This window comes from Streptomyces sp. NPDC032198, from assembly GCF_040636975.1.
Classification (GTDB): domain Bacteria; phylum Actinomycetota; class Actinomycetes; order Streptomycetales; family Streptomycetaceae; genus Streptomyces.
The window spans coordinates 1,095,354-1,121,689 of the sequence record NZ_JBEZVL010000001.1; the positions used below are offsets into that span (position 1 = coordinate 1,095,354).

At 70.2% G+C, this 26,336-nt stretch carries 22 protein-coding genes; 9 read left to right on the forward strand and 13 right to left on the reverse strand.

Annotated elements, in window-relative coordinates; all coding sequences use genetic code 11:
- The first annotated feature begins 48 nt into the window (after positions 1-48).
- Positions 49-1,278, forward strand: coding sequence for a GNAT family N-acetyltransferase (locus tag AB0E78_RS04945; protein WP_361828314.1), 1,230 nt, complete (start codon positions 49-51; stop codon positions 1,276-1,278).
- 19 nt (positions 1,279-1,297) lie between these two features.
- On the opposite strand, the gene AB0E78_RS04950 is transcribed toward AB0E78_RS04945, so the two are convergent.
- The 3 genes from AB0E78_RS04950 to AB0E78_RS04960 all read right to left on the reverse strand — a co-directional run bounded on the left by AB0E78_RS04950 (position 1,298) and on the right by AB0E78_RS04960 (position 3,053).
- A complete protein-coding gene (locus AB0E78_RS04950; RefSeq protein WP_361828316.1) occupies positions 1,298-1,522 on the reverse strand; it encodes a superinfection immunity protein in 225 nt (74 codons plus the stop codon).
- Positions 1,523-1,596: 74 nt separating this feature from the next.
- Positions 1,597-2,418: a DNA-formamidopyrimidine glycosylase family protein gene (locus tag AB0E78_RS04955; protein ID WP_361828319.1), complete on the reverse strand. Its 822-nt coding sequence runs from the start codon at positions 2,416-2,418 to the stop codon at positions 1,597-1,599.
- 149 nt (positions 2,419-2,567) lie between these two features.
- Positions 2,568-3,053, reverse strand: coding sequence for a ribose-5-phosphate isomerase (locus AB0E78_RS04960; protein WP_361828322.1), 486 nt, complete (start codon positions 3,051-3,053; stop codon positions 2,568-2,570).
- 183 nt (positions 3,054-3,236) lie between these two features.
- On the opposite strand from AB0E78_RS04960, the gene AB0E78_RS04965 reads away from it, so the two are divergent.
- Positions 3,237-4,736: an amino acid permease gene (locus tag AB0E78_RS04965; protein ID WP_361828325.1), complete on the forward strand. Its 1,500-nt coding sequence runs from the start codon at positions 3,237-3,239 to the stop codon at positions 4,734-4,736.
- Here the strand turns inward: AB0E78_RS04965 and AB0E78_RS04970 are convergent.
- Complete coding sequence (locus AB0E78_RS04970; protein WP_361828327.1) at positions 4,733-5,779, reverse strand: serine/threonine-protein kinase; 1,047 nt, start codon at positions 5,777-5,779, stop codon at positions 4,733-4,735. The two genes, AB0E78_RS04965 and AB0E78_RS04970, sit on opposite strands and share 4 nt — an antisense overlap.
- 135 nt (positions 5,780-5,914) lie before the next feature.
- Between AB0E78_RS04970 and AB0E78_RS04975 the strand changes: the two genes are divergently transcribed.
- Positions 5,915-7,246 (forward strand): FAD-binding oxidoreductase, encoded by a 1,332-nt coding sequence (locus AB0E78_RS04975; protein ID WP_361828330.1) that lies wholly within the window; start codon positions 5,915-5,917, stop codon positions 7,244-7,246.
- A gap of 18 nt (positions 7,247-7,264) precedes the next feature.
- On the opposite strand, the gene AB0E78_RS04980 is transcribed toward AB0E78_RS04975, so the two are convergent.
- Entirely contained in the window at positions 7,265-7,843 is a 579-nt protein-coding gene (locus AB0E78_RS04980) for a biotin transporter BioY (protein WP_361828333.1), read from the reverse strand.
- 368 nt (positions 7,844-8,211) lie between these two features.
- Between AB0E78_RS04980 and AB0E78_RS04985 the strand changes: the two genes are divergently transcribed.
- The 3 genes from AB0E78_RS04985 (at position 8,212) to AB0E78_RS04995 (ending at position 11,974) form a co-directional block, all read left to right on the forward strand.
- On the forward strand, positions 8,212-9,552 hold the full coding sequence (locus AB0E78_RS04985; protein ID WP_361828571.1) for an amino acid permease: 1,341 nt from the start codon (positions 8,212-8,214) through the stop codon (positions 9,550-9,552).
- Between the two features lie 135 nt (positions 9,553-9,687).
- Positions 9,688-11,130 (forward strand): amino acid permease, encoded by a 1,443-nt coding sequence (locus tag AB0E78_RS04990; RefSeq protein WP_361828335.1) that lies wholly within the window; start codon positions 9,688-9,690, stop codon positions 11,128-11,130.
- A gap of 193 nt (positions 11,131-11,323) precedes the next feature.
- A complete protein-coding gene (locus tag AB0E78_RS04995; RefSeq protein ID WP_361828337.1) occupies positions 11,324-11,974 on the forward strand; it encodes a superoxide dismutase in 651 nt (216 codons plus the stop codon).
- Positions 11,975-12,125: 151 nt separating this feature from the next.
- Here the strand turns inward: AB0E78_RS04995 and AB0E78_RS05000 are convergent, their stop codons facing one another.
- A complete protein-coding gene (locus tag AB0E78_RS05000) occupies positions 12,126-12,773 on the reverse strand; it encodes a DsbA family protein (protein ID WP_361828340.1) in 648 nt (215 codons plus the stop codon).
- Positions 12,774-12,936: 163 nt separating this feature from the next.
- On the opposite strand from AB0E78_RS05000, the gene pepN reads away from it, so the two are divergent.
- The gene (gene pepN / locus AB0E78_RS05005; protein ID WP_361828342.1) at positions 12,937-15,513 is read left to right on the forward strand and encodes an aminopeptidase N; all 2,577 of its coding nucleotides are present in this window, start codon (positions 12,937-12,939) and stop codon (positions 15,511-15,513) included.
- 195 nt (positions 15,514-15,708) lie between these two features.
- Positions 15,709-16,764 carry a hypothetical protein gene (locus tag AB0E78_RS05010; RefSeq protein WP_361828345.1) on the forward strand — a complete coding sequence of 352 codons (1,056 nt, stop codon included), beginning with the start codon at positions 15,709-15,711 and terminating at the stop codon, positions 16,762-16,764.
- Positions 16,765-16,850: 86 nt separating this feature from the next.
- Here the strand turns inward: AB0E78_RS05010 and AB0E78_RS05015 are convergent, their stop codons facing one another.
- The 5 genes from AB0E78_RS05015 to AB0E78_RS05035 form a co-directional block, all read right to left on the reverse strand.
- The gene (locus AB0E78_RS05015) at positions 16,851-18,026 is read right to left on the reverse strand and encodes a serine hydrolase domain-containing protein (protein WP_361828348.1); all 1,176 of its coding nucleotides are present in this window, start codon (positions 18,024-18,026) and stop codon (positions 16,851-16,853) included.
- A gap of 116 nt (positions 18,027-18,142) precedes the next feature.
- On the reverse strand, positions 18,143-19,924 hold the full coding sequence (locus tag AB0E78_RS05020; RefSeq protein ID WP_361828351.1) for a TIGR03767 family metallophosphoesterase: 1,782 nt from the start codon (positions 19,922-19,924) through the stop codon (positions 18,143-18,145).
- A gap of 248 nt (positions 19,925-20,172) precedes the next feature.
- Positions 20,173-20,628 carry an NUDIX hydrolase gene (locus tag AB0E78_RS05025; protein ID WP_361828354.1) on the reverse strand — a complete coding sequence of 152 codons (456 nt, stop codon included), beginning with the start codon at positions 20,626-20,628 and terminating at the stop codon, positions 20,173-20,175.
- A 9-nt stretch (positions 20,629-20,637) separates the two neighbouring features.
- Entirely contained in the window at positions 20,638-21,531 is an 894-nt protein-coding gene (locus tag AB0E78_RS05030) for a pyridoxamine 5'-phosphate oxidase family protein (RefSeq protein ID WP_361828357.1), read from the reverse strand.
- Between the two features lie 104 nt (positions 21,532-21,635).
- Positions 21,636-22,112 (reverse strand): VOC family protein, encoded by a 477-nt coding sequence (locus AB0E78_RS05035; protein ID WP_361828360.1) that lies wholly within the window; start codon positions 22,110-22,112, stop codon positions 21,636-21,638.
- 127 nt (positions 22,113-22,239) lie between these two features.
- Here AB0E78_RS05035 and AB0E78_RS05040 point away from each other — a divergent pair, with 127 nt between their 5' ends.
- The gene (locus tag AB0E78_RS05040) at positions 22,240-22,812 is read left to right on the forward strand and encodes a CGNR zinc finger domain-containing protein (RefSeq protein ID WP_361828363.1); all 573 of its coding nucleotides are present in this window, start codon (positions 22,240-22,242) and stop codon (positions 22,810-22,812) included.
- On the opposite strand, the gene AB0E78_RS05045 is transcribed toward AB0E78_RS05040, so the two are convergent.
- Entirely contained in the window at positions 22,809-24,833 is a 2,025-nt protein-coding gene (locus AB0E78_RS05045) for a hypothetical protein (RefSeq protein ID WP_361828366.1), read from the reverse strand. The two genes, AB0E78_RS05040 and AB0E78_RS05045, sit on opposite strands and share 4 nt — an antisense overlap.
- A gap of 40 nt (positions 24,834-24,873) precedes the next feature.
- Positions 24,874-26,115 (reverse strand): carboxylate--amine ligase, encoded by a 1,242-nt coding sequence (locus tag AB0E78_RS05050; protein WP_361828369.1) that lies wholly within the window; start codon positions 26,113-26,115, stop codon positions 24,874-24,876.
- Between the last annotated feature and the right edge of the window lie 221 nt (positions 26,116-26,336).

A 26,336-nucleotide genomic window follows, 5' to 3' on the forward strand; every position in this document is an offset into this window, starting at 1 on the left:
CGCGTAAATCCTGTCGCTCCGTCCGCTTCACCCTGGTAGGCATGGCATATGACGACGGAAATGCGGGAGTTGTGCCAGGAAGACTGGGACGAGTACTACGGGACCCTGGAGCTCGCCTTCGGCGGCGTCGCCGAGGCGAAGGAGGAGCACGAGCTCTGGAACGCGCTGACCGAGTTCGACCGCTTCTTCGGCACCTGGGAGGGCACGACCTGCGTCGGGACGACGGGAGCGTTCAGCTTCCGCCTCTCCGTGCCGGGCGGCTCCCTGGTGGACGCGGCCGGTGTGACGATGGTCAGCGTCGCGGCGACGCACCGGCGGCGGGGCATCCTGACGTCGATGATGCGGCGCCAGCTCGACGACGTACGCGCGAAGGGTGAGTCCCTGGCCGTGCTCACCGCCTCCGAGCCGGTCATCTACGGACGGTTCGGGTACGGCGCGGCGACGTTCGCGACGAAGGCCGAGATCGACACGGCACGCGTGAGCCTGTCGGTGCCGGCCGGTACGGATGACGTACGTCTTCGGTACGCCAAGCCCGCCGACGTCCACGAGGCATGCGAGGCGGTGTACGCGCGGCGGGTGAGCGAGCGGCCGGGAATGCTGGCCAGGCAGCCCGGCTGGGAGCGGCTCGGGCTGCTCGATCCGGAGAGCGAGCGCCAGGGATCGTCGCCACTGCAGTGCGTGGTCGCCGAGCGCGACGGCGAGATCGTCGGGTACGCGCGCTACCAGGTGAAGCCCGACTGGGACGTCGCGGGCCCCTCGGGCACGGTCCGGCTGCGCGATCTGGAGGCCGACGACCCGGCGTCCTGCGCGGCGCTGTGGCGGTTCCTCTTCGGCATCGACCTGACGTCGACGGTCGAGGCGCACAGCCGCCCGACGGACGACGCGGTCTTCCAGCTCGTCTCGGACGTGCGGCGCTGCCGGCTCCAGGTGCGGGACTCGCTGCACGTACGGCTGGTGGATGTGGGGGCCGCCCTGGCGGCACGCACCTACCGGACGCCGGTGAACCTGGTGTTGGACGTCGAGGACGCCTTCTGCCCCTGGAACGCGGGCCGTTGGCGACTCACGGGCGATCTGAAGGACGCGACCTGCGAGCGCACCGACGACGACGCCGATCTCGCCCTGTCCGTACGGGACTTGGGTTCGGCCTACCTCGGCGGTGTGTCCCTGGCGTCACTCGCGGCGGCGGGCCGGGTGCGGGAGCTGCGGCCGGGCGCGCTGGCCGAGGCGACGACGGCGTTCGGCTCGGACGTCGCGCCGTGGCTGCCGCACGGCTTCTAGCCGGTTGCGACCGGAGGCCTCAGGTGGTCTTCGGCAGCGGGGCCTTGACCTCGCGGGTGGCCAGGTACAGGGCGATCAGCCAGCCGATGATCGAGGCGCCGAAGACGAGGTTGATGAGGAGGATCACCCAGCGGAGCTCCACACCCCGGTTGAAGGCGATGAGGGACGGGAGCAGGAAGACGGCGACGAAGAGTACGCCGACCGCGATGCCGATCGGCCCGTCTATCCAGTTGGTGTGGAACATGAGACCCCCGTTGAACTGACGTTGCACTGACCATTTCAGTCAAGCGGTGATCTTATGCGAGCCGCCCGTCGGGCTCAGGACGCCGTTCGCTGGCAGCCGGGGCACCAGAAGAGGTTGCGGGCGGCGAGATCGGCGGTGCGGATCTCGCCGCCACAGATGTGGCAGGGCATGGTGGCCCTGCGGTACACGTACACCTCGCCGCCGTGGTCGTCCACGCGCGGCGGGCGGCCCATCGCCTCCGGTGTGTGCTCGGGCCTGACGGTGTCGATCCGGTTCAGGCGCACGCCCTCGCGCATCAGGGCGACCAGGTCGTCCCACATCGCCGTCCACTGGGCGGGGCTGATGTCCTTGCCCGCCGTGTACGGGTCGATGCCGTGCCGGAAGAGGACCTCGGCACGGTAGACGTTGCCGACGCCCGCGATGATCTTCTGGTCCATGAGGAGCGCGGCGATGGTGGTGCGGCTGCGGGAGATACGGGCGTACGCGGCGGCCGGGTCGTCGCCGGTCCGCAGCGGGTCCGGGCCGAGGCGGGCGTGTATCGCCTGCTTCTCCTCGTCCGTGATGAGCGCGCAGGTCGTGGGGCCCCGGAGGTCGACGTACGCGTCCTTGGTGGCGATGCGGAGGCGGACGGTGTCCGTGGGCGGGTTCGCCTTGGCCGTCCCGCCGAAGTTCACCTTGCCGAAGAGGCCGAGGTGGATGTGGATCCAGCCGGTGTCCGCGAAGCCCAGGAAGAGGTGCTTGCCATGGGCCTCCGCGGTGTCCATCGCCTGCCCGTCCAGGAGGGCCGCGCTGTCGGAGAACTTGCCCTGGGGGCTGGTGACGCGGAGAAGGCCGCGGCCCTCGAACCGTTCCCGGTGGTCGGCAGCCAGCCGGTGAATGGTGTGCCCCTCCGGCACGGGGTCCTCCCAGGGGGGTGCGGATCAATCAGTACTGCCCCTCGGCGCACCGGAGAATCACCGGCTTCGCCGAGTTCGTCCTCAAACGCCGGACGGGCTGAATTTTCAGCCCGTCCGGCGTTTGAGGACATCGTGTAGGGGAGTAACGCCTACTGCTGCGGGTGGCCGTCCGGGATGGGCGGGAGGTCGCCCGTGGTCTCGTAGGCCGACAGCATGTCGATCCGCCGGGTGTGGCGGGCCTCGCCCGAGTACGGCGTCGTCAGGAAGATCTCGACGAACTTCGTCGCCTCTTCCCGCGTGTGCATCCGGCCGCCGATCGACACCACGTTCGCGTCGTTGTGCTCACGCCCGAGCGCGGCCGTCTGCTCGCTCCAGGCGAGGGCGGCCCGCACCCCCTTCACCTTGTTCGCGGCGATCTGCTCCCCGTTGCCGGAGCCCCCGATCACGATGCCGAGCGACTCGGGGTCCGCCGCCGTCTTCTCCGCGGCGCGGAGACAGAAGGGCGGGTAGTCGTCCTGGGCGTCATAGATGTGGGGCCCGCAGTCGACGGGCTCGTGGCCGTGGCTCTTGAGCCACTCGACCAGGTGGTTCTTCAGTTCGTAGCCGGCATGATCCGAGCCGAGGTACACGCGCATGCGACCGAGTGTGGCACGTCGGGGAGCGGGTAGCGGCGACCGGGGGCCGGACCTTGGTCACCCTCGGTCACCAGGTCTGGGCCAATGAGCCGGAATACAACGATCCGGAGTCGGGACTTCCGTCACGTTCACCCCTGAGTTTGAATGCGGGGGCTCGTGACCCGAGAACTTAAGGATTCGTCCATGACCTCGCAACCCTCCCTTGCGAAGGCAGACCGCAACCCCGTCGATCCTGGGGATTCGCAGTCTGGAGACACCGGCGACGGCCTCAAGGCCGGGCTGAAGAACCGCCACCTCTCCATGATCGCCATCGGTGGCGTCATCGGCGCCGGCCTTTTCGTCGGTTCCAGCTCCGGCATCGCCGCTGCGGGCCCCGCCATCCTCGTCTCGTACGCCCTCGTCGGGACGATGGTCGTCCTCGTGATGCGGATGCTGGGCGAGATGGCCGCCGCACGGCCGGCCTCCGGCTCCTTCTCCACCTACGCCGACCAGGCGCTCGGCCGCTGGGCCGGTTTCTCCATCGGCTGGCTGTACTGGTTCTTCTGGGTTGTCGTGCTCGCCGTGGAGGCCACCGCCGGTGCCGTCATCCTCAACGGATGGATACCGGCCGTCCCGCAGTGGGGCTGGGCGCTCATCGTGATGGTGGTGCTCACCGCGACGAACCTCGTCTCGGTCGGCTCCTACGGCGAGTTCGAGTTCTGGTTCGCCGGGATCAAGGTCGTCGCCATCGGCGGGTTCGTGATCATCGGTCTGCTCGCCGTCTTCGGCGTGCTGCCCGGCTCCGACAACCCCGGCGCCGGATTCGCGCACCTCACCGACGCGGGCGGATTCATGCCCAAGGGCGCGGGCGCCATCCTCACGGGCGTCCTCATGGTCGTCTTCTCGTTCATGGGCTCCGAGATCGTCACGCTGGCCGCCGGTGAGTCCGAGGACCCGCAGCGCGCCGTCACCAAGGCGACGAACAGCGTCATCTGGCGTATCGGCGTCTTCTACCTGGGCTCGATCTTCGTCGTCATCACGCTGCTCCCGTGGAACGACAAGTCGATCGTCAAGGACGGTTCGTACGTCGCCGCGCTGAACTCGATCGGCATCCCGCACGCCGGTCAGGTCATGAACGTCATCGTCCTGACCGCCGTGCTCTCCTGCCTCAACTCCGGTCTCTACACCGCGTCGCGCATGGCCTTCTCGCTCGGCCAGCGGGGCGACGCGCCGAAGGCCTTCGCACGCACCAACTCCCGCGGTGTGCCGCAGGCGGCGATCCTCGGGTCCGTCGTGTTCGGCTTCGTCGCCGTCTGGTTCAACTACCAGTGGAAGGACACCGTCTTCGACTTCCTGCTGAACTCGTCGGGCGCGGTGGCCCTCTTCGTCTGGCTGATGATCGCGTTCACGCAGCTGCGGATGCGCGGGATCATCCTGCGCGAGCAGCCGGAGAAGCTCGTCGTGAAGATGTGGCTCTTCCCGTACCTGACCTGGGTCACGATCGCGATGATCTCGTTCGTGCTCATCTACATGCTGACCGATGAGGCCGGCCGCAAGCAGGTGCTGCTCTCGCTGCTCGCGGCGGCGTTCGTGGTCGTCTTCTCGCTCGTGCGCGACAAGGTGCGGCCCCGCGACGCCGTCGAGGGTGCCACGGCCATCGACGCCGACGCCGTCGACGCCGGTGACACCCACATCGGCTCCTAGCCGGTGCCGCCGGACGGTGGCGTGGTCGACGTACCCGCCACCGTCGGTGGAGACGTCGCCGGTCCGGGCGGTGGTGCGCCGCCCGGATCGCGCGCGGTGACGAACATGACGGCCGCCAACGCGGCCGCGACCAGCAGCACCAGAGCGGTCAGCACGTGCGGCCGCCAGGCCCTGACCCGATCGCCCGCGGGCTTGCGCGGTGGCCGCGGGGGTGGTGCCGTGAGCACCGCCCGCAGCGCCGCCTCCACCTCGTCCAGGTCCGGCCGCCGCGCCGGGTCCTTGGCCAGGAGCGCCGCCAGGAGCGGGCGCAACCCGCTGGGTTCGGGCGGCAGTTCGGGCGCGTCGTGCAGGACCGCAACCAGCGTGGTCAGGGCCTCGTCGCGGGCGAAGGGCGAGCTGCCGCGCAGCGCCGTGCAGAGCGTCGCGCCGAGGGACCAGAGGTCGGACGGCGGGCCCTGCGGGGCCCCGGAGACCCGCTCGGGCGCCATGTACTCGGGCGAGCCCACCAGCAGTCCCGTCTGCGTGAGGCGCCCGGTGTCCTGGAGCGCTGCGATGCCGAAATCGGTGAGGACGACCCGGCCGGCCGGACCTCCGGCGCCGATCAGTACGTTCTCCGGCTTGATGTCACGGTGCACGACGCCCGCCTCGTGCACCTTCCGCAGCGCCGCCAGCAGAGCGAGGCCGACGCGTGCCGCCGCGCGCTCGTCCAAGGGCCCCTCGTCGTCGATGTACCGCGCGAGCGAGCGGGCCTCGACGAGCTCCATGACGATCCACAGCCGGCCGTCCTCCTCGACCACGTCGTGGACGCGTACGACACCGGGGTGGTCGATCCGCGCGCTGGCCCGCGCCTCGCGCAGCGCGCGTTCCCTGCGGACGCGGGCGTTCTCGGCGTCCGGGCCGTCCGCCATGTCGATCCGCATCTCCTTGACCGCGACGCGGCGGTCGAGGAGCTCGTCGGCGGCGCGCCACACGCGCCCCATGCCGCCCTGCCCGACCACATCGAGCAGGCGGTAGCGGCCCGCGACCACTGAAAGCTCCGGCATGGGCGCTCACCCCCGAGTCCCCTTTCATGACAGCACAGTTCGCGCGGTTCCCGAAGGGCCGGAAAACTTGACGGCGGATGTCAGGTTTTCCGGGGAAGCTCTGTCACGTCAGACAGCGCACCTTGGAGGATCACCGTGGACTTCACCGCTCAGCGACTCGTGTTCCGGCCCGGCGACGACGGGTACGACGAGGAGATCGCCGGGTTCCAGACCGGCTTCGGGCAGCGGCCCGCGATCGTGTTCGCGGCCGGCGGCCCCGATGACGTCGTCGCCGCCGTCTCGTACGCCGCGGACGCGGAACTGCCCGTCGGGGTCCAGGCCACCGGGCACGGGCTCCCGGGGTCGTCGGAGGGCGGCGTACTGATCAGCACCCGGCGGATGGACTCCGTCCGGATCGATGCCGACGCGCGTACGGTCACCGTCGGCGCGGGTGTCCGCTGGGGCCAGGTCGTCGAGGCCGCGGCAGCGCACGGGCTCGCGCCCCTGAACGGTTCGGCGCCCGGCGTGGGCGCCGTCTCGTACACCCTTGGCGGCGGACTCGGCATCCTGGCGCGGGAGTTCGGTTACGCGGCCGACCACGTCCGGTGGCTCGACGTCGTCACGGCGGACGGCACCCTGCGGCACGTCACGGCGCAGAGCGAGCCGGAGCTCTTCTGGGGGCTGCTCGGCGGGGGCGCGAACCTGGGGGTGGTGACGGCCCTGGAGATCGGCCTGGTGCCGGTGGCGCGGTTGTACGGCGGGGCGATCGAGTTCGACGGGCGCGAGGTCGATCCGGGGGCCGTGCTCCGGGCTTACGAGGCGTGGACGCGGACCGTGCCGGACGGGCTGACCTCGTCGGTGGCGGCGCTGGTCTATCCGGACATCCCGCAGCTGCCGCCCCATCTGCGGGGCCGGTACCTCGTGACGGTGCGGGTCGCGTACACCGGGCCGGAGGAGAAGGGCGAGCGGCTCGTGGCGCCGCTGCGGGAGATCGGGCCCGTGGTGTCGGACTCGGTGCGGGAGATGCCGTACACCGACAGCCACATCATTCACAGCGACCCGGATTTCCCGCACTCCTACTACGGGGACAGCGTGGTGGTGCGCGAGCTGGACGTCGCGGCGGCGGGCGAGCTCCTCGCGCTGACCGGTCCGGCCGCCGATTCGATGCACGTCGTACAGATCAACCAGCTGGGCGGGGCGCTCGCGAAGTACGCGGGGCCCATGGAGAACGCCGTGCCCTACCGGGACGCGGGGTGGCTGGTGCGGGTGCTCTCGCCGCTGGACGGCACGGATGTCGACGCGGTGCGGGCCGTGCAGGCGCGGGCGTTCGGGCTGCTCGCGGGCGAGGGGCGGCTGCTCAACTTCGCCTTCGGCGCCGGGGACCGCGGTGAGGGGCTGTACGACGCGGAGACGCGCAAGAGGCTCGCCGGGCTGAAGGCCACGTACGACCCGGCGAACCTCTTCAGGCGGAACTACGGCGTCAGTTGAACGCTCAGCGGTGAACGCTCAGCGGTCGAGGAGCTTCCACGCCGTGGGCAGCGCGCCCATCGCGAGCGCGGCCTTGAGGGCGTCGCCGATCAGGAAGGGCGTCAGTCCGGCGGCGACGGCCTGGGTCAGGGACATGCCGGTCGCGGCGGCGAGGTAGGGGACGCCGACCGCGTAGATGATCGCGGACCCGAGCACCATCGTGCCCGCGGTGCGCAGGACCGAACGGTCGCCGCCGCGGCGGGCGAGGGCGCCGACCACGGTGGCGGCGAGCAGCATGCCGAGGACGTAGCCGAGGGACGGCGCGGCGACGCCGGAGCCCGCCTGGGCGAACCAGGGCATGCCCGCCATGCCGACGAGCGCGTACACGGCGAGGGAGAGGAAGCCGCGGCGGGCGCCGAGCGCGGTGCCGACGAGGAGCGCGGCGAAGGTCTGGCCCGTCACCGGTACGGGGGAGCCCGGGACGGGCACGGCGATCTGGGCCGCTATGCCGGTGAGGGCGGCGCCGCCGAGGACGAAGGCCGCGTCCTTCGCGCGGGACGCGGGGAGCAGGTCCGCGAGGACCTGGCCGGGACGGGAAGAGACGGCGGCGATGCTCATCGGGACTCCGCGGGGTGTGGGACGGGCAGATGGGACTCCGCGACGCTATCTCAGGCGGGGGCGGGGATCACCGGCGACGGGTGACAAGGCGCCGGGTGCAGTTGTGGTGGGCTCTGTACAAAGCGCGGGGTGTACCCCCGCGGGGGGCGTGACGCTCGTCACTGAGGTGAGCGGCGATGTGGGCCCGTTTTGCGCGGGGGGCCGCGGCCCGGCGACACTGTAGGTTCCCGCCAAGCCTTAGTGATCCTGAGAGCAGCCTGAGCACCATGCACGACGCACCCCCCGCCGCACCGGCACCACAGGACGGGGATCGTGTGTCCGTCGCGCCCGAACCCCTCGGCGGCGGCCTCAAGCAGCGGCATCTGACCATGCTCGGCCTCGGCGGCGTCATCGGGGCCGGGCTCTTCGTCGGCTCCGGGGCCGGGATCGCCGTCGCGGGGCCCGGCATCGTCGTCTCGTACCTCATCGCCGGTGCGCTCGCGATGTGCGTGATGCGGATGCTCGGCGAGATGTCGGCCGCGATGCCCGCCTCCGGGTCCTTCTCCGTGCACGCCGAGCGGGCACTCGGCCGCTGGGCCGGGTTCAGCGTCGGATGGCTGTACTGGTTCCTGCTGGTCGTCGTGCTCGCCGTGGAGGCGACCGGCGCCGCGCAGATCGCCAACGGCTGGGCGCCGGGCGTCCCGCAGTGGGCCTGGGTGCTGATCTTCATGCTGGTGTTCACGGCGGCCAACCTCGCCGCCGTGAAGAACTTCGGCGAGTTCGAGTTCTGGTTCGCCACACTGAAGGTCTGCGCGATCGTCGCGTTCCTGGTGCTCGGCCTTCTCGCGATCTTCGGGGTGCTCCCGGCTGCGTCTGATTCTTCCGGCGATCCCGTGGGCCTCACCAACCTCACCGGGCACGGCGGGTTCCTGCCCCACGGCTGGGAGGGCGTGACGTCCGGCGTGCTCGCCGTGGTCTTCGCCTTCGGCGGCCTGGAGGTCGTGACGATCGCCGCCGCCGAGTCCGACGACCCGGTGCGCTCGGTCGCCCGCGCCGTGCGCAGCGCCGTCTACCGCATCCTCTTCTTCTACGTCGGCTCGATGCTCGTCATCGTGACGGTGCTTCCGTGGACGGCGGAGCAGGCAGGCGTCAGTCCGTATGTGACGGTCCTCGATTCGATCGGGGTGCCGTCCGCCGGCACGATCATGAACATCGTGGTGTTCGTGGCGCTGCTCTCGGCGCTGAACGCCAACCTCTACGGCTCGTCCCGGATGGTCTTCTCGCTGGCCGAGCGCGGCGAGGCCCCGAAGGCCCTGTTGAAGGTGTCGGGCGGCGGGGTCCCGCGCCGGGCGGTCCTCGCGTCGGTGGCCTTCGGCTTCGTGTCCGTCGTGCTCAATCTGAAGTGGCCCGACTCCGTCTTCCTCTACATGCTCAACGCGGTCGGCGCGGTGCTGCTGTTCGTGTGGGCCCTGATCGCGGTCTCGCAGCTGCGGCTGCGGCGGCGCATCGAGCGTGAGGCGCCGGAGCGGCTCGTCCTGCGGATGTGGGCGTTCCCGTACCTGACGTGGGCGGCGCTCGCGGCGATGGCGGCCGTGCTCGGCCTGATGCTGACCGACGACGGGGCACGGCCGCAGTTGCTGTGGTCGGCGGGCGCGACGGGCCTGGTCCTTCTGGTCGCGGGGCTGCGGGAGTGGCGCGAGAGGCGCCAGGGGCAGATGAAACGGGCGTGAACATGTCGTGCCCACTTCTTCACAACGTGTGAGCGTCGTGTCCGTATAGCGGTCAGGTGTTCCCTGTCAGCGGTGCCGGACTTCAGACTGTGGGCCGCTCGCTCCCCCGTCTCAGCTACTGAACAGGGCACGCCCATGTCTCGGACGTCCTCCCCCCAGGGCGCATCACCCGACGCATCACCCGACGCGGCCCCCAAGGTCGATTCGCCGCTCGTCCACGGCCTCAAGCAGCGGCATCTCTCCATGATCGCCCTCGGTGGCGTCATCGGAGCGGGCCTCTTCGTGGGCTCCGGAGCGGGCATCGCCGCGGCCGGCCCTTCGATCGTCCTCGCCTACGCGATATCGGGCGCGCTCGTGATGCTCGTGATGCGCATGCTCGGTGAGATGTCGGCGGCGAACCCGGCGTCCGGCTCCTTCTCGGTGCACGCCGAGCGCGCGATCGGCCCGTGGGCGGGCTTCACCGCGGGCTGGGGCTTCTGGTTCCTGCTCTGCGTCGCGGTCGGCCTGGAAGGCATCGGCGCCGCGAAGATCATGGTGGGCTGGTTCCCCGACAGCCCCGAGTGGGCCTGGGTCGCCCTCTTCATGCTGGTGTTCTGCGGGGCCAACCTGACGGCCGTGAAGAACTTCGGCGAGTTCGAGTTCTGGTTCGCCGCCCTCAAGGTCGGCGCGATCGCGCTCTTCCTGGGCATCGGCGTCCTGGCGATCCTCGGCATCCTGCCCGGCTCGGACGTCTCCGCTCCCGGCACCGCCAACCTCACCGGTGAGGGTGGATTCATGCCGAACGGCACGGACGGCCTGATCATCGGCCTCCTGGCGTCCGTCTTCGCGTACGGCGGTCTGGAGACCGTCACGATCGCGGCGGCGGAGTCCGAGAACCCGGTCCAGAGCGTCACCAAGGCCGTGCGCACGGCGATGTGGCGCATCGCCCTCTTCTACGTGGGCTCGATGCTCGTCGTCGTCACGCTGCTCCCCTGGGACAACAAGGAGGTCGTGGCGAAGGGCCCGTACGTCGCCACCCTCGACCACCTGGGCATCCCCGGCGCAGGCCAGATCATGAACGTCATCGTCCTGATCGCCCTGCTCTCCGCGATGAACGCCAATATCTACGGCGCGTCGCGCATGTCGTACTCCCTGATCGCACGCGGCCAGGGCCCCAAGGTGCTCGGCCGCGTCTACAGCGGCGTCCCCCGCCTCGCGGTCCTCGCCTCCTCGGTCTTCGGCTTCGTCTGCGTGCTGCTCAGCTACTGGCGCCCCGACGACGTCTTCCCCTGGCTCCTGAACATGATCGGCGCGATGATCCTGGTCGTCTGGATCTTCATCGCCGTCTCGCAGCTGATCCTGCGCCGCAGGACGGAGCGCGAGGAACCGGAGAAGCTGGTCGTGAAGATGTGGGCGTACCCGTTCCTGACGTGGATCGCCCTGGCCGCGATGGCGTACATCTTCTACCTGATGACGGACCAGCCGGACACCCGCAAGCAGCTCCTGGCCACGGGCACGCTGACGCTGGTGCTCGCGGTGATCGGCTTCATCCGCCAGAAGACGGCGGAGAAGGTGGAGAAGAAGGCCGCGGTCCAGTAGCCGCCGCGCCCCCTGTTCGACCTTCAAGAGGGCCCCGAGTCGACCGACTCGGGGCCCTCTCGCGTTCTCCCGGCCTCCGGTCCTAGGACGAAGGGCTGATCAACTCCGGCCGACTCCTGCTGCTAACCTGCACTTGCATATACGTTGCAATAAGCGTTGCACTACAGCAGAGCAGCAGTCGGAGGGCTCGGACATGGCCATTTACACGCTTCCTGAACTTCCGTACGACTACGCGGCGCTCGAGCCGGTCATCAATCCCCAGATCGTCGAGCTGCACCACGACAAGCACCACGCGGCGTACGTGAAGGGCGCGAACGACACCCTTGAGCAGCTGGAGGAGGCGCGCGACAAGGAGACCTGGGGCGCCATCAACGGCCTGGAGAAGAACCTGGCCTTCCACCTCTCCGGCCACATCCTGCACAGCATCTACTGGCACAACATGAACAGCCCGAAGGACGGCGGTGGCGGTGAGCCGCTGGCCGCGGACGGTGTCGGTGACCTCGCGGACGCGATCACCGAGTCCTTCGGCTCCTTCGCCAAGTTCAAGGCCCAGCTGACCAAGGCCTCGGCGACCACGCAGGGTTCGGGCTGGGGCGTGCTCGCCTACGAGCCGCTCAGCAACCGCCTCATCGTCGAGCAGGTCTACGACCACCAGGGCAACGTCGGCCAGGGCTCCACGCCGATCCTGGTCTTCGACGCCTGGGAGCACGCCTTCTACCTGCAGTACAAGAACCAGAAGGTCGACTTCATCGAGGCCATGTGGCAGGTCGTCAACTGGCAGGACGTGGCGAAGCGTTACGAGGCCGCCAGGCAGCGCGTGAACAGCCTGCTCCTGGCTCCGTGACGCCCTGATACGTCCCGTCTCGTGATCGTCTTCTCAACCTTCGCGCGGGCGGGCGGATGGACGAAAGGCCCCCGTGAGGACATGACTCACGGGGGCCTTTCGGTATGCCGGGTCCCGGGGGACGGTGGGCAGACTGACCGACCGGCGGGGATCAGTCGAAGATCGGGCCCTGCGTGCGCGTCCGCTTGATCTCGTAGAAGCCCGGCGTGGACGCGACGAGGAGCGTGCCGTCCCAGAGCCTGGCCGCCGCCTCGCCCTTGGGCGCGGGGGTCACGACGGGGCCGAAGAACGCGACCTGCTCGCCGTCCGCGCCGGGGACGGCGATGACGGGCGTGCCCACGTCCTGGCCGACCTTCTCGATGCCCTCCTTGTGGGAGGCGCGCAGCTCGGTGTCATAGGTGTCGGAGTCCATGTGGTCCGCAAGCTCCTCGGGCAGGCCGACGTCCTTGAGCGCGCCGACGACCGCCTCACGGGTCGGGCCCTCACCGAGGTTGTGGAAGCGGGTGCCAAGGGCCGTGTAGAGCTTGCCGGTGTACTCGTCGCCGTGCTTCTGCTGGGCGGCGATGACCACGCGGACCGGGCCCCAGGCCTTCGTCTCCAGCATGTCGCGGTACTCCTCGGGCAGCTCGTCGAGCCTGTCCTCGTTCAGTACCGCGAGGCTCATGACGTGCCAGCGGACCTCGACATCGCGGACCTTCTCCACCTCGAGCATCCAGCGCGAGGTCATCCAGGCCCACGGGCACAGCGGGTCGAACCAGAAGTCAACAGGGGTCTTGCCGGACCGGCCGTTCTCGGACATGTCTCTCCCTAGGGAATGCGTGCACGCTTGGCCAGAAGAACGTCAGTGATCTACCCGGGCATTCCCCGATACCGCGCACTGGGGGCACATGCGAGGATCGTAGACATTCGTACAGGTCGTGCGATCCACGACATACATCCGCGAGTACAAGGGAGTACCGCCCGTGCCCGGTGAGAATCTTTCCCGCGACGAGGCCCAGGAAAGGGCCGCGCTGTTGTCCGTCGACGGGTACGAGGTCTTTCTCGACCTGCGCTCCGCGATCGGCGAGAGCGACCAGGAGCCGCGCACGTTCCGCTCCGTCACCACCCTGCGCTTCCGCTCGGCCGAACCCGGCGCCACGAGCTTCGCCGACCTGATCGCCCCGAGCGTCACGGCGCTCTCCCTGAACGGCAAGGACCTGGACCCCGCCGAGGTCTTCGACGGCACCCGGATCACCCTTGAGGACCTGGCCGCGGAGAACGAACTGGTGGTGGACGCCCAGTGCGCCTACAGCCGCACCGGCGAGGGCATGCACCGCTTCGTCGACCCGGAGGACGGCGAGGTCTACCTCTACACGCAGTACGAGCCCGCGGACTCGCGCCGCGTCTTCGCCAACTTCGAGCAGCCCGACCTGAAGGCACCCTTCCGGTTCGAGGTGCGGGCGCCCGAGGGCTGGACCGCCTGGTCGAACGGCGCAGGTGAGCTGGTCGACGGCGTATGGAAGTTCGCCGAGACGAAGCCGATCTCGACGTACATCACGGCGGTCGTCGCGGGTCCGTACCACTACGTGACGGACTCCTACAGCCGCACCTTCGACGACGGCACGACGCTGGACATCCCGCTCGGCGCGATGTGCAGGAAGGGCCTGGCGAAGCACTTCGACGCGGACGACGTCTTCCTGGTCACGAAGCAGGGGCTTGATTTCTTCCACGACAACTTCGACTATCCCTACCCCTTCGGGAAGTACGACCAGGCCTTCGTCCCTGAGTACAACCTGGGAGCGATGGAGAACCCCGGCTGTGTGACCTTCCGCGAGGAGTTCATCTTCCGCGGCAAGGTGACCCAGGCGTCGTACGAGCGCCGGGCCAACGTCATCCTGCACGAGATGGCGCACATGTGGTTCGGCGACCTCGTCACGATGCGCTGGTGGGACGACCTGTGGCTCAAGGAGTCCTTCGCCGACTTCATGGGGTCCTTCTCGATGGTCGAGGCGACGCGCTTCACCAACGGCTGGATCACCTTCGCCAACAACCGCAAGGCGTGGGCCTACCGCGCCGACCAGCTGCCCTCCACACACCCGGTCACGGCCGACATCCGCGACCTGGAGGACGCCAAGCTCAACTTCGACGGGATCACGTACGCGAAGGGCGCGTCGGTCCTGAAGCAGCTCGTCGCCTACGTCGGCCGAGACGCGTTCCTGGACGGCGCCCGGCGCTACTTCAAGCGGCACGCGTACGGGAGCACCCGGCTCGGTGACCTCCTCTCGGTCCTTGAGGAGACCTCCGGGCGCGACATGGCGTCCTGGTCGCAGTCGTGGCTGCAGACGGCCGGAGTCAACTCCCTGACGCCGCAGGTCATTCTGAACGCGGAGGGCCGGATCACCGAGCTCTCCGTGGTCCAGGAGGCCGCCGAGTCGCACCCCGAACTGCGTCCGCACCGCGTGGCGGTGGGCCTGTACCGCCGCACGCCCGAGGGCGAGCTGACGCGGTACGCGCGCGCGGAGCTGGACGTCGACGGGCCGCGCACCATCGTGTCCGAGCTGGCCGGCGAGGAAGCCCCCGACCTCGTCCTGGTCAACGACGACGACCTGACGTACTGCAAGATCCGCTTCGACGAGAACTCCCTCGCCACGCTGCGGACGCACCTCGGCGACATCACCGATCCCCTGGCCCGCGCGCTGTGCTGGTCCGCGCTGTGGAACCTCACCCGGGACGGGCTCATGCCCGCACGGGACTTCATCGGTCTCGTGCTGCGGTTCGCGGGGCGAGAGAGCGACATCGGCGTGCTGCAGATGCTGCACACCTGGACGGACTCCGCCCTCACCTTCTACGCGGCTCCCGAGTGGCGCGAGGAGGGCGGGCGCGCGCTCGCCGAGGGCGCGCTGCGGGAGCTGCGGATCGCGGAGCCCGGCAGTCAGAACCAGCTGACATGGGCGAGGTTCTTCGCCGCGGTGGCGTCGTCGGCGGCCGATCTCCAGCTGCTGCAGGGCCTGCTTGCCGGGACGGCGAAGATCGACGGCCTGGACGTCGACCAGGAGCTGCGCTGGTCCTTCCTCGCCCCGCTGGCCGCGCACGGGCTGGCCGACGAGGGGGTGCTCGCCGCCGAGCTGGTCCGGGACGACACGGCTTCGGGCAAGCGGCATCAGGTGCGGTGCCTGGCGGCGCGGCCCTCCGCGGCGGTCAAGGCGCAGGCGTGGGCCTCCGTGGTGGAGTCCGACTCCCTGTCCAACGCACTGGTGGGGGCGACGATCTCGGGGTTCGCGCAGGCGTCGCAGCGTGAGCTGACCGCTCCGTACGCGCCCCGGTACTTCGCCGCCATCGAGCGGGTGTGGGCCGAGCGGTCCATCCAGATCGGCATGGACGTCGTGAAGGGTCTGTTCCCGCACCTGCAGGACGATCAGGGGACGCTGGACGCGGCGGACCTGTGGCTCGCCTCGCACGAGTCGGCCGCGCCCGCCCTGCGCCGGCTCGTCCTTGAGGCCAGGGACGACCTCGCCCGGACGCTGCGGGCCCAGGCCTGCGACGCGGCGGCCTCCTCCTAGGGCCGTGATGCGGGTGGGCGCGAGCACCTCGCGCCCACCCGTGCCCCACCACCCACAGGGGCCACCGCCCGTACCGCACACAAACGGACCTTTTCGGCAGTCGAACGTCTGCACTTTAGTGCGGGGTTGTCCGGTTATGTCGACGGGCCTGTAACAGCGGTTAGCGGGCGGACCGGCAGCGGGAATGGCCCGGTCATGAACCACAACACCCCGCTCTCCCCCCGCCCCCTCCGTCACCTCGCGGACGTCCAGCGTCGCGTCATGAGCACCGCCCAGCTCCGCGCCCACGGCATCTCCCCCGCCGACGTCACCGCCCACTGCCGTCCGGAAGGGCCGTGGCAGCAGCTGCTCCCGGGCGTCTGCCTGCTGCACCCGGGCCCGCCTACCAGTGAAGAGCGCCTGCACGGCGCCCTGTTGTTCGCCGGGCGGCCGCCGGCCAGGGCGGCGAAGACCGTGCCCGCACAGCCCGGCGCGGGCGAGCCCCACGCCCCGTACGCGGACGCCCTGATCACGGGACTCGCGGCGCTGACCCTGCACCGCTTCTCGTCGGCTCCCCCGCTGCTCTCCCTGGACCGCATCGACGTCCTCGTCCCGCGCACCCGGCGGCTGCGCTCCACCGGCTTCACCCGGCTCGTGCGGACGCAGGCGCTGCCGACCGCCGTACAGATCAACGGAGTTCCGGTGGCTCCCGTGCCGCGCGCGCTCGCCGACGCCGTGGCGGGGCTCACCGAGGCGAGCGCGGTGCGCAGGCTGCTCACCGAGGCGGTGCGGGGCGGACACTGCGAACCGGCGGCGATCGTGCGGGAGTTGAACCTGGCGAAGCTGCTCACCCGCCCGCATGTCGTGGACGCGGTGGACTCGCTGCTCGCCGAGGGGCGGGCCATCGCCGAGGACAGGCTGTACCGGATGGTCGCCGAGCACGGTCTGCCCGATCCGCTGTGGAACGTCGACCTGCGATTGCCCGGCGGACCGCACCTCGGGGGCGTCGACGCCTACTGGCCCGATCTCGCGGTGGCGGTGGAGCTGGACACCCGGGCGCCCCGGCAGGGGTTCCGGCCGGACGACGACGCGCTGTGGTCCGAATACGCGCGCAAGCGGGACCACTTGGAACGTCTGGGCATCACCGTCGTCCACCTGACGCCGAAGAAGCTGCGCGAGTCGCTCGAACAGCAGGCGACCGTCGTACGGACCGCTCTGATGGCGTCGACCGACCGCGATCCGGCCGCGTATGTGGTCGTGCTGCCCAGATAGCGCGTGCCAGGAGGGGAGCGAGAGGGGGCGGACCCGCGGCTGCGGGCCCGCCCCCTCTCACGTACGCAACCAGGCTTCGCCCTACGTCACTTCGCGCAGTACTCCGCGTCGATGATCGCGGAACGGTCGCCGTCCGGACCGTTGAAGTTCAGCGCGAGCGCGTGCCGGCCGTCCTCGGTCGCCACCGCCCCGGACGACGAGCCGTGGATGTCGCCGCCGTGGCCCCAGACGACCGTGCCGCAGGACGTCCGGCGGCTCTCCAGGCCGAGTCCGTACCGCGCGCCGGGGTCGTCCGCGCCCTTCGCGACGGTCGTCTTCATCTCGGCGAGCTGCTTCTTCGGCAGCAGCCTGCCGCGCAGCAGGGCCGTGTAGAAGCGGTTGAGATCCGCCGAGCTGGAGATCATCTCGCCCGCCGGACCCGCCACGGACGGGTTGAGCTCCGTCACGTCGTGGTTCTTGGCGTCCGGGGCGTCGGACAGCTTGGTGTAGGCACGCGAACTCGGCTGCGGCATCTTCGGATTGGTCCCGGGGACGCTGGTGGCACGCAGGCCGAGCGGCTTGATGATCCGCTGCCGGATCTGGTCCGCGTACGACGTGCCCGTCACCTTCTCGACGATCATCCCGGCGAGGGCGTAATTGGTGTTGGAGTACTTCCAGTCGGTGCCGGGCGCGAAGTCCGGCTGGTGGCGCATGGCGATGGCGACCTCCTGTTCGGGGGTCCAGGTGTCGTAGCGGTGCTCGAGGAACTTCTCGGTGAACACCTTGTCCTGGAAGCCCGCGTCGCCCGTCACGTCGAAGATGCCGCTCGTGTGGTTGAGGAGCTGGCGGACGGTGATGCTGTCCCCGTCGTGGCCGTGGCCCTCGACGACACCCGGCAGCCACCGCCCCACCGTGTCGTCGAGGCTCAGCTTCTTCTCCGCCACCAGCTGGAGCAGCACCGTCGAGACGAACGTCTTGGTGATGCTGCCCACGCGGTAGCGGTCGTGGGCGCCGCGCGGGCTCTGCCGTTCGAGGTTCCCGATGCCCGCGGCGGAGTTCCAGGCCCCCTGCCTGTCCCTGGCCTGCACGGTCACCCCGGGGCCGTTCTCGTTCAGGGCCGCTTCCATCGCCTTCTGGGTCGCCCGGTGCCGCTCGCCGTGCCCGGTGCCGCCGCCGGACTCCCCGGCGAGCGCCGGCGCCGCGAACGCCCCCGCCGCCACCGTCATGGCCACCCCTGCGGCCACCCCCGTCAGGCCTCTCCTGCGTGTCCTGCGTGCTGCCATGTCTCCCCCTCTGTTCACGACCTCTGTTCACGACCTCTGGTCACGACGTGCGGTCGGCGGGAGGGACTCACGGGACTGAGGCGGGGGTTGACCGCCTCGCGCGGGTTGAGCGGGTTTCAGCCCTTCTTGAGGATGAGTTCCGTGTTCCGGTCGCCCGGCTCGCCGCCCAGCGCGGGCTTGGCACCCGGGGCGTTGAAGGACAGTTCGCGGTAGAGCGCGGCGAGACCGGTCTGGGAGAGATCGGCGTAATCCGTGCGGTGCGGGGCCGACGATTCGATGAGGGTGGTGAAGAGGGAGATCGTGCCGTCGTGGTTGTCGCTCAGCTCCACCACGCGGGCCAGCTGCGGGAAGTCGATGTGCGAGGCCGTGGAGATCTCCCAGAGGGAGCCGCGCGGGGTCTGGTGCGCGGTGATGTCGTTCTTGTGGCTGTGGCCGTTGACCCAGGCCAGGACGGAACGGTGGCGGGCCAGGAGCGCGACGATCTCGTCGCCGCCGTGCCTGCCCTCGCGCGGGCGGTCCGGGTCCTGGCGCAGGTTGTGCATGGTCTTGCTGGTGTGGTGGCTGAAGACGATGACGTACGAACCGCCGCCGTCCTTCGCCTCGTTCGCCTTCAGTTCCCGCTCCAGCCAGTCCAGCTGGGCGGTGCCGAGCGAGCCTTCGTAGTGCCCGCCGGGGTCGGTGGAGTCCAGGCTGATGCCGAGCACGTCGTCGCTGATGTGGAAGGAGTAGTACTGGGTGCCCGCGTCGAGGTTCTCCTGCGTGTAGCCGTGCCCGGCGGGACCGTGGCCCTTGTACGCCGGGTCGAGATGGGCCTTGACGTACTCGGCGGGGGTGAACGGCGCGCGGCTCTCGTCCGGGGTGACCGAACGCATCCGCCGCGCCTCGCTCTTCAGAAGCTCCTTGAAGTGCGCGCCCTTTGGATCGCGGCCCTTCTTCACGGCCTTCCACAGGGCGGCACCGCGCGACTCGTCCAGGGACATCAACTTGCGTCCGCCCACGGCGAATTCGGAGAAGTACGAGTCTCCGGGGCCCCAGCAGCCGCCGGGCAGCGCGTCGTGGTTGCCCACGGTCGAGAACCAGGGGAGCCCGAGGCCGGGGCTGTTGACCTCGCGCAGGGCGGCCTCCAGGAAGCCGTTGATCTGCGGGAAGCCGAGGGCCTTGTCGGCGTCGCGGCGGGTGTCGTCCGGGTGCCAGTACAGCTTCAGGCCGCTGTCCTGGACGCCTTCGTAGCGGCGCGGGTCACCGGTGTTGGGGGTGATGCGCCCGCCGCTCATGGTCTTGAGGAACCAGTCGAGCTCGGAGCGGGAGTTGTTGTCCGTGTTGTCGCCCGTCGTCACCACGCAGTGCAGCGGCGATCCGGTGGCGGGCGCGCCGCGCAGTGCGTTGACCCGCTCGACGAGCGCGACCGCGCCCGCCACCGAGAGGGCCTCCTGCGGGCGCCAGGCGCTGGCGGTCTGGGCGCGCAGGTACTCGTACCGCAGCGGGTGCTGCACGTCGACCAGGTGCAGGTCGGTGAACTGGACGAACGCGGCGAGCGGGGTGCGCCGCCCCTCGCGGCCGTTCTTGGCGGCGGCGAGGTCACCGCGGACCACGCGGTCCCAGGCCGGACCGTCGCCGAGCCGCCGGTAGCCGGACGTGCCGCGCGGGGTGGCGACGGCCCCCAGCGTGGTGCCGCCCCGGTAGGGCGCGAGCGGCGCGGCGGGCGCCTGGCGGGAGAGCGCGACGGGGGCGGGCCCGCTGGCGGCGGCATGGCTGGTGCCGGGCCGCAGGGCGTAGCCGATGCCCGCGGAGAGGGAGACGGCTCCGGTGGTCGCCAGGAAGGCCCGGCGGTCCACGGCGGAGACGGCGGAGTGGGTGGCGGACTGGGCGGCGGTGGCGACAGAGCGTATGCGCGACATGGCGCGGTCTCCCCGATTGCAAACGCGTCGGCAGTGGTCGCGGGCAGCTCCGCAGTGCGCGAAATTCCCGCTCGTACTGGATCGTTGACATCCGGGATGACCTGCACGTTAACGAGACCGCAACGGGCAACGCCGATCACCGTACGTGGATCATCGGGCACCCTCCGCGGTCACGCAGCCCTCTCCGGGCCGAGAGGAGGCGGTCACTCCACGTTCATCTTCCGGGGAAGGGAAGGCGCTGCGGAGGCTCAGACGGGCTCCGCGAGGTGTCCGTCGTCCGGCCGGGTCCGCCACAGGTCGAGGCCGATGTCGACGAGCCCGACCCGGTCGAGATCGGAGACGGCGTCCAGCGCGTGCCAGGCCGCGAGATCGGTGGATCCGTCCTGCTCGTGCCGGAGCTCGCCGCCGGTGATCCGCGCCTCGTAGACGATCCGCAGGCCGTGGAAGTCGGCGACGGCACCGAGCTTGCGCGGATAGCGGCGGCGCAGCGAGTCGACGCCGAGCAGCACGCGGGGCTCGATGACGTACCCCGTCTCCTCGTCGGCCTCGCGGATCACCGTGTCGTACGGGTCCTCGCCGTGGTCCATCCCGCCGCCGGGCAGCGTCCAGCGCTTGCTGCCGTCGCCCGCCACCCAGCGGGCGAGCAGCAGCTGCCCGTCCTGTACGCATACGGCGTAGGCCGCCACCCGGAGCTCTTTGTGCACAGAGTGACGCTAGTCCCCTTGGCGGGGATTGGCAGGGGAGTAGTCGGGGGCGGACCACTGCCAGGGGCTCGCGGAGGGGGTCAGGACCGCCTCGGTGAGGGTGAAGCGGAGGGTGCGGGAGCCGTCGGCGGCGTGGTCCGTGCGGGCCGTGCCGGTGAGCTGGAGGGTGGTGCCGGTCGTCCAGTCGAGGAAGAGGAGCCCGGCGCGGGGGTCGGTGGCGAGGTTGCCGAGGGTCAGGAACATGGAGTTGCCGGGGTAGTCCCGCCAGGTGAGTTCGGTGGGGGACGTGACGTGGACGAAGCCGGGGTTGCCGCCCCGGTGGCTGGCGTCCGCGCCGTGCGCGTGGACGGTGGCGAGGAAGAAGGTGTCGGCGGCGGCGATGAGCGTGCGCTGCTCGTCGGTGAGTTCCGCCCCGTGCGTCGGAGTGGAGGGGCCGCCGGAGCGCCCGCCGGGCAGCAGCTCGCGCTTCTGGATGTACTTGGGGCAGTTCGAGAAGACCTGGTCGGCCTCGATGGCCAGGCCGCGCGGGGTCGGGCGGGCCCTGCCGTTCAGGCGCATGCGGCGGCGGGTGCGGGGGTCCAGGGCGATGGTGCCCACGGGGGTGCCCTCCTGGGCGAGGGCGGGCGCGAGGGGGTCGCCCTCGCCCGGGCTGCCCGCGACCGACATCTGGCGCGGCCCGGTGGCCCGCACGAACCCGGGTGCACCGGTGAGCAGCGAGGCCCAGACGGCGCCCGCCGGATCCGCCCCGCCGATCACCAGCATGGGCTGCAGTTCGAGGAAGGCGGCGGCGACGGGGCGGATCCCCGGGCCTATGGACCGGCCCACGTGGTCGGCCAGTTCCCGTACGCCGACGAGATCCTGGACGGCGCGTGAGCCGTGGTGGTACGGGGCGTGCGGGGTCATGTCACTCCTGCCGGGCCATGCGGGGAGCGCCCCGAAGGGGCGCGGGGAACTGCGCGACCGGCCACGAACGACCCGCGGACGGCATCGGGCCGCGGGGCCGGAGACTAGAAGAAGCCGCAGGTCGGCGCGTCCGGCACCGGAGCCTGCTCGGAGGCGCCCGCGCCAGAACCCGCGCCCGCGCCAGAGGCCGCGTAGATCTCCAGGCGTGTGCCGTCCGGGTCGTGGAAGAAGATCCCGCCGGACGCGGCGCCCTCGCCGTGCGGGACGACACCCTCGTAGGCGAACTCCACCCCGTACGCGCGCAAGGCGCTCTCGTGCGTGCGGACCTGGTCGATGGTGTCGACCTCGATCGCGAGGTGGTGCAGGCCCGCGTTCCTCGGGGCGAACGCAGCGTCCGCCTGCTGCCAGAGCGTGAGCGCCAGGGTGCCGTCCTGTCCGAGGAAGGCGAATCTGCGGCCCTCTTCCTTGCCCTCGCCGAGCACCTCGTAGCCGATGACGTCGCGGTAGAAGGCGAGCGAGCGCTCGATGTCCGTGACGTTCAGGCCGATGTGGCCGGTGCGCAGTGTGCTGGTCGCGGTCATGGCTCTCCCCTTTGTCGGCGGTGGCCCGCCCCACGCGGGTTAACCGTTAAAAGTGACGTTAGTGGTTAGACTGGGGAGCGTCAACCAGTCACGTACCCTTTACTGGTTACCCTCGAAGGGAGCCCCCATGGCCGCCGCACCCCGCGACCGCACCGACCCCCGCCCGCTCGTCGGGGAGCCGCTCTCCCTCGACCTGCTCAACACCCGGTGGATGGCGGACGGCGTACGCCAAGACCTGCTGACCGACGTCGGGGGCCTTGCCGTCTGGCTCGGCGCCAACGGGCTCGACGACCGGTTCGGCGCGGACGCGACGACGCTGGAACACGTGCTGCGGGCGCGCGACGCGATCGCCTCCGTCGTGGACGGAGGCGACATGGACGCCCCCCACGCCGCCGCCGGGATCGCCCGCGTCAACAAGGTCCTGGAGCACGGGCGGATCAGGGCGACCCTGTCCCCCCAAGGGCCGGGTGAGGAGCCGGAGTTCAAGGACGTGACGTGGGGCGCGGCCTGGCTCGCGGCGCGCGACTACCTGACGCTGCTCGCCACCGCGCCGGACCGCATCAGGCCCTGCGCCCACGAGGCGTGCGTCCTGCACTTCTTCGACACGTCACGCAACGGCACCCGGCGGTGGTGCTCCATGGCCGCCTGCGGGAACCGCGCGAAGGCCTCGCGCCATTACGCACGGGCCCGCGAGGCCTAGGCCCGCTGTTCGAGCGCTTGCAGCGTCCCCCCGGGCAGCCGGTCGTTGCCCCAGCTGCGCTCGATGTAGCCGATGATCCCGGCGATGTCCTCGGCGGGCACCCGCTCCGGTTCGCCGTGTTCGAGCGGGTCGGCGTGGAAGATGTAGAGCCGCGAGGCGAACTGGTCGAACGGCAGCGAGGCCTCGCCGAACCGCTCGCCGTTGCCCGCGGTGGAGACGACGACGCCGTCGCCCCAGTCCTGGCCGCTGTCGTTGTTCGGGTTGTAGAAGTACACCCGCATGACGTCCTGCGGGTCCGGCGCGACCCGCAGGATCGTGATCGCGTGCCAGCCGACGTAGCGGGCCGCGCTGTCGGTGACGGCGACGCCGGCCGGCTGCGGATGGATCAGCGGCTGCTCGCCGTTGTAGGACGGGTGGTAGTCGGCGTGGAACTGCCGCAGGAACGCGTCGAGGTCGACCAGGTTCCCGGTCGCGACATCGACGTTGATGTGGAACCCGCGGGCCGTCCACCAGCCGTGGAACTCGGGGTTGATCCACCGGTGCGGGTCCCCCGGCCGCTCGGCGCAGCGTCGCCCCATCTCGGCGTAGATCCGGTCCAGGTGGGGCACCACGAGCAGCGACACGGGGTCCAGGTCCATCGGCAGCGTGCTCGCGACGCCACCCGCGCTGTCCTTCGACGAGATCGGCTGCCCCTCGAAGTGCATGAGGACCTCGTCGTCGCGGGCCGCCCAGACCACCATCTGCAGCAGGTAGTCCGGGTCGTTGTAGGACCACATCGACAGCGCGCGGGCCGACTGGCAGGTGGGGTTGTCGCCCTGACCGACACCGAGCGGCTGCCCCAGCATCGAGAGCACCCCCGCGACCAGCCGCGCCCGCGGCTCCGGCTCCTCGCCGAAGACCGTCGTCAGCCGCTCCCGCGCGACCGGGGAAAGCACGAGGGCCAGCTGGCGCCAGAGCGCGGGCACCACCGGCGGCTCGTAGAGGATGCCGCGGTCGAGCAGCAGCGCGAGACCGTAGATGCTCTGCGCGGTCTGCGGGTGGATCGCCACGTCGATCAGCCGGTGCACCAACTGGCTGTAGCGCATCAGGCAGTTGCGGCCGGTGTCGGAGAGACCGAGCGCCTCGCCGACGAGGTAGTCGCTCTCGCGCAGGAGGAACCGGAGCAGTTCCGCGTGGTACGGCGACACCAGGCCGGTGTCGTGCATCGCCCGCGCGAACCCCGTCGCCTCGTACTGGAGGGCGCCGGCGTCCATCGCTTCAAGGCGGGAGCGGAAGACGTCGACGCCGGGGTCGTCCCGGCACGCCTCGGTGGTCCCGAACAGGCTCGTGATGAGCCGGTCGATGCCCTGTCCCGAGGACACGCCCAGAGCGACGTCCGGGTCGTTGCGGTAGACCGCGATCCGGGTGATCAGGGACTGCACCGGCTCCACCTGGATCGGACGCTGGCGCAGGATCCGCCAGATCTCGTCGACCAGATCGTCCAGGACACTGTCGTAACCGATCTCGTCGCCGAGCCGGCGGAACAGGTCCCGGACGAGCTGTGCGGTCCTGCCCTGCTGGGCCCGCTCCGCCTCGCCGGGCGCGCTGAACAGCAGCTCCAGGTTCTTCGCAAGGACCTGGGACAGGAACTGGCGGGCGTCCTCGGCGGTCACCGTCGGGTGCGCGAAGTCGCCGCGGGCGACCGCGAGCATGCGCAGCTCGCTGGCCGCCTCCATGACGACGGTGTCCGCGTCCGGGCTGTGCAGGCTCCCGCCGACCAGCGCCGGGACGAGGATCTCCGGTGACGCCCAGTCCGTCTCCAGGAAGAGCCCGGCTTCCTCAAGGGCCTGCGCCCTTGCCTGGACCGCCGCGGCGCCGCCCGGCTGCGTGAGCACCCGCCGCAAGGCTTCCAGGACCCGCCGCAGCTTCGTGTGCTTGCCGAACTCGCGGGTTTCGGCCATGGCCTGGATGGCGTCGTCGAGCGAGGCCACGCGCTTGTCCAGCGTCGTGGCCCCGCCGTTGACGTCGACGGTCGGTTTCAAAGGGGTTCCCTCGGGTTGGCCTCCTGCGTCCACGGTGTCGTCAGACGTAGAAGTCGAGCTCTTCCTGCCTCTTCAGCAGGTCACGCATCCGGTACGGGTCTTCACCGAAGAAGTACAGCAGACCCCAGTGGGTGCCGAACGCGGTCCTCTTGGTGACGGTCTCCTCGAGCGGTGTGGAGAGGTCGTGCGACTCGTAGTAGTCGTCGTCCTCGGTCTCCTCCGGGATTTCCAGTTCGCTGACCACGCGGCGGCGCGGGTAGACGCCGAAGCACCCCGCGACCCCGGACGCGTCGACGACCTCGCGCGGGAAGAAGGCGTCGATCTCCTCCTCGGTCGTCTTCGGGTCGAAGGCCAGGACCAGCCCCTGGTAGGCATTGAAACCGTACGCCCGCTCAAGCAGCTCGAACACCTTGAAGCCCGGCGGCCGGTAGGCGACCTCGCCGAAGTACATCTCGCCGTCGCTGGTGACGAAGTACTCCGGGTGCACGAAGCCGAACTCGATGTCGAACGTCTTGATGAGCTTCTCGATCTGCGCCGTGATCTGCGGTCGGTACCGCTCAAGTTCCGGCGTCGCCGGCACGAACACCGAATATCCCAGCGTGACGTACTCGGAGATGTTGAGGAACTTGATCTTGCCGTTGTGCACCCACGCCTCGACCGCGAACTCCCAGCCGTCGAGGTGGGATTCCATGAGGACCGGGAACTCCTCGTCCGGAATCGTGTCGACCTCGTCGGGGGTGCGGATGACGCGGTGCCCGAGGCATCCCGCCTTGTCGAACGCCTTGAGGTGGATCGGGTCGTTCGGGTCGCCGTCCAGCTTGAGCAGGGTCTGGTTGACGCGCTTGAGGAAGCGGGTCACGTCGTCCCGGTCGTGGGCCTCCTCGAAGATTCCGACCCGGATGCCGCCCAGTTGTGCGCGGCGCTTCATCAGCGCCTTGTCCCGCAGCAGCATGGCCTGACCGTACAGACGCGGATTGTCGAGGAGTACGGAGTTGATCGCCCCCGCCCATTCGACCGTTTCCTCGTAGAGGGGGATCGCGACGTCCACGCCCTCCTTCTTCAGCGTCTCGGCGATCTCCATGGAACGGTCGTTGAGCCGTTCGAAATTCCACGGCACGAAGGGGATGTCGTGCTCGACGCAGTATTCCTCGGCCCACTCCGGCGCCACGACCACGTATCTCCGGTCGAACCGGTCCAGGGCTTCCACCGCGTTGAGACTCCAGCCAAGAAGAGCCACATAGCCTTTGTCGGGGTTCCTGATGGCCGGTTCGCCCTGTGTCATAGACGTTTTCTCCTTCGGCGCGTGCGCTCATCGAGGGTGTGGCTGGCAACCGTGCCCGCCCAACTGGGACGCAAACACCGCCCGCCGGTGCGCGGGCACTCGGGCGCCCACGTCGCCGCGGGAACGCCGCCCGCCCCGGCGAGGAAAATCACCCGCTATGTCGCCGATGACGTATGGCGGGATTGCGTCACGCGGCGATCGAAGCCCGACAACTCTCCCCA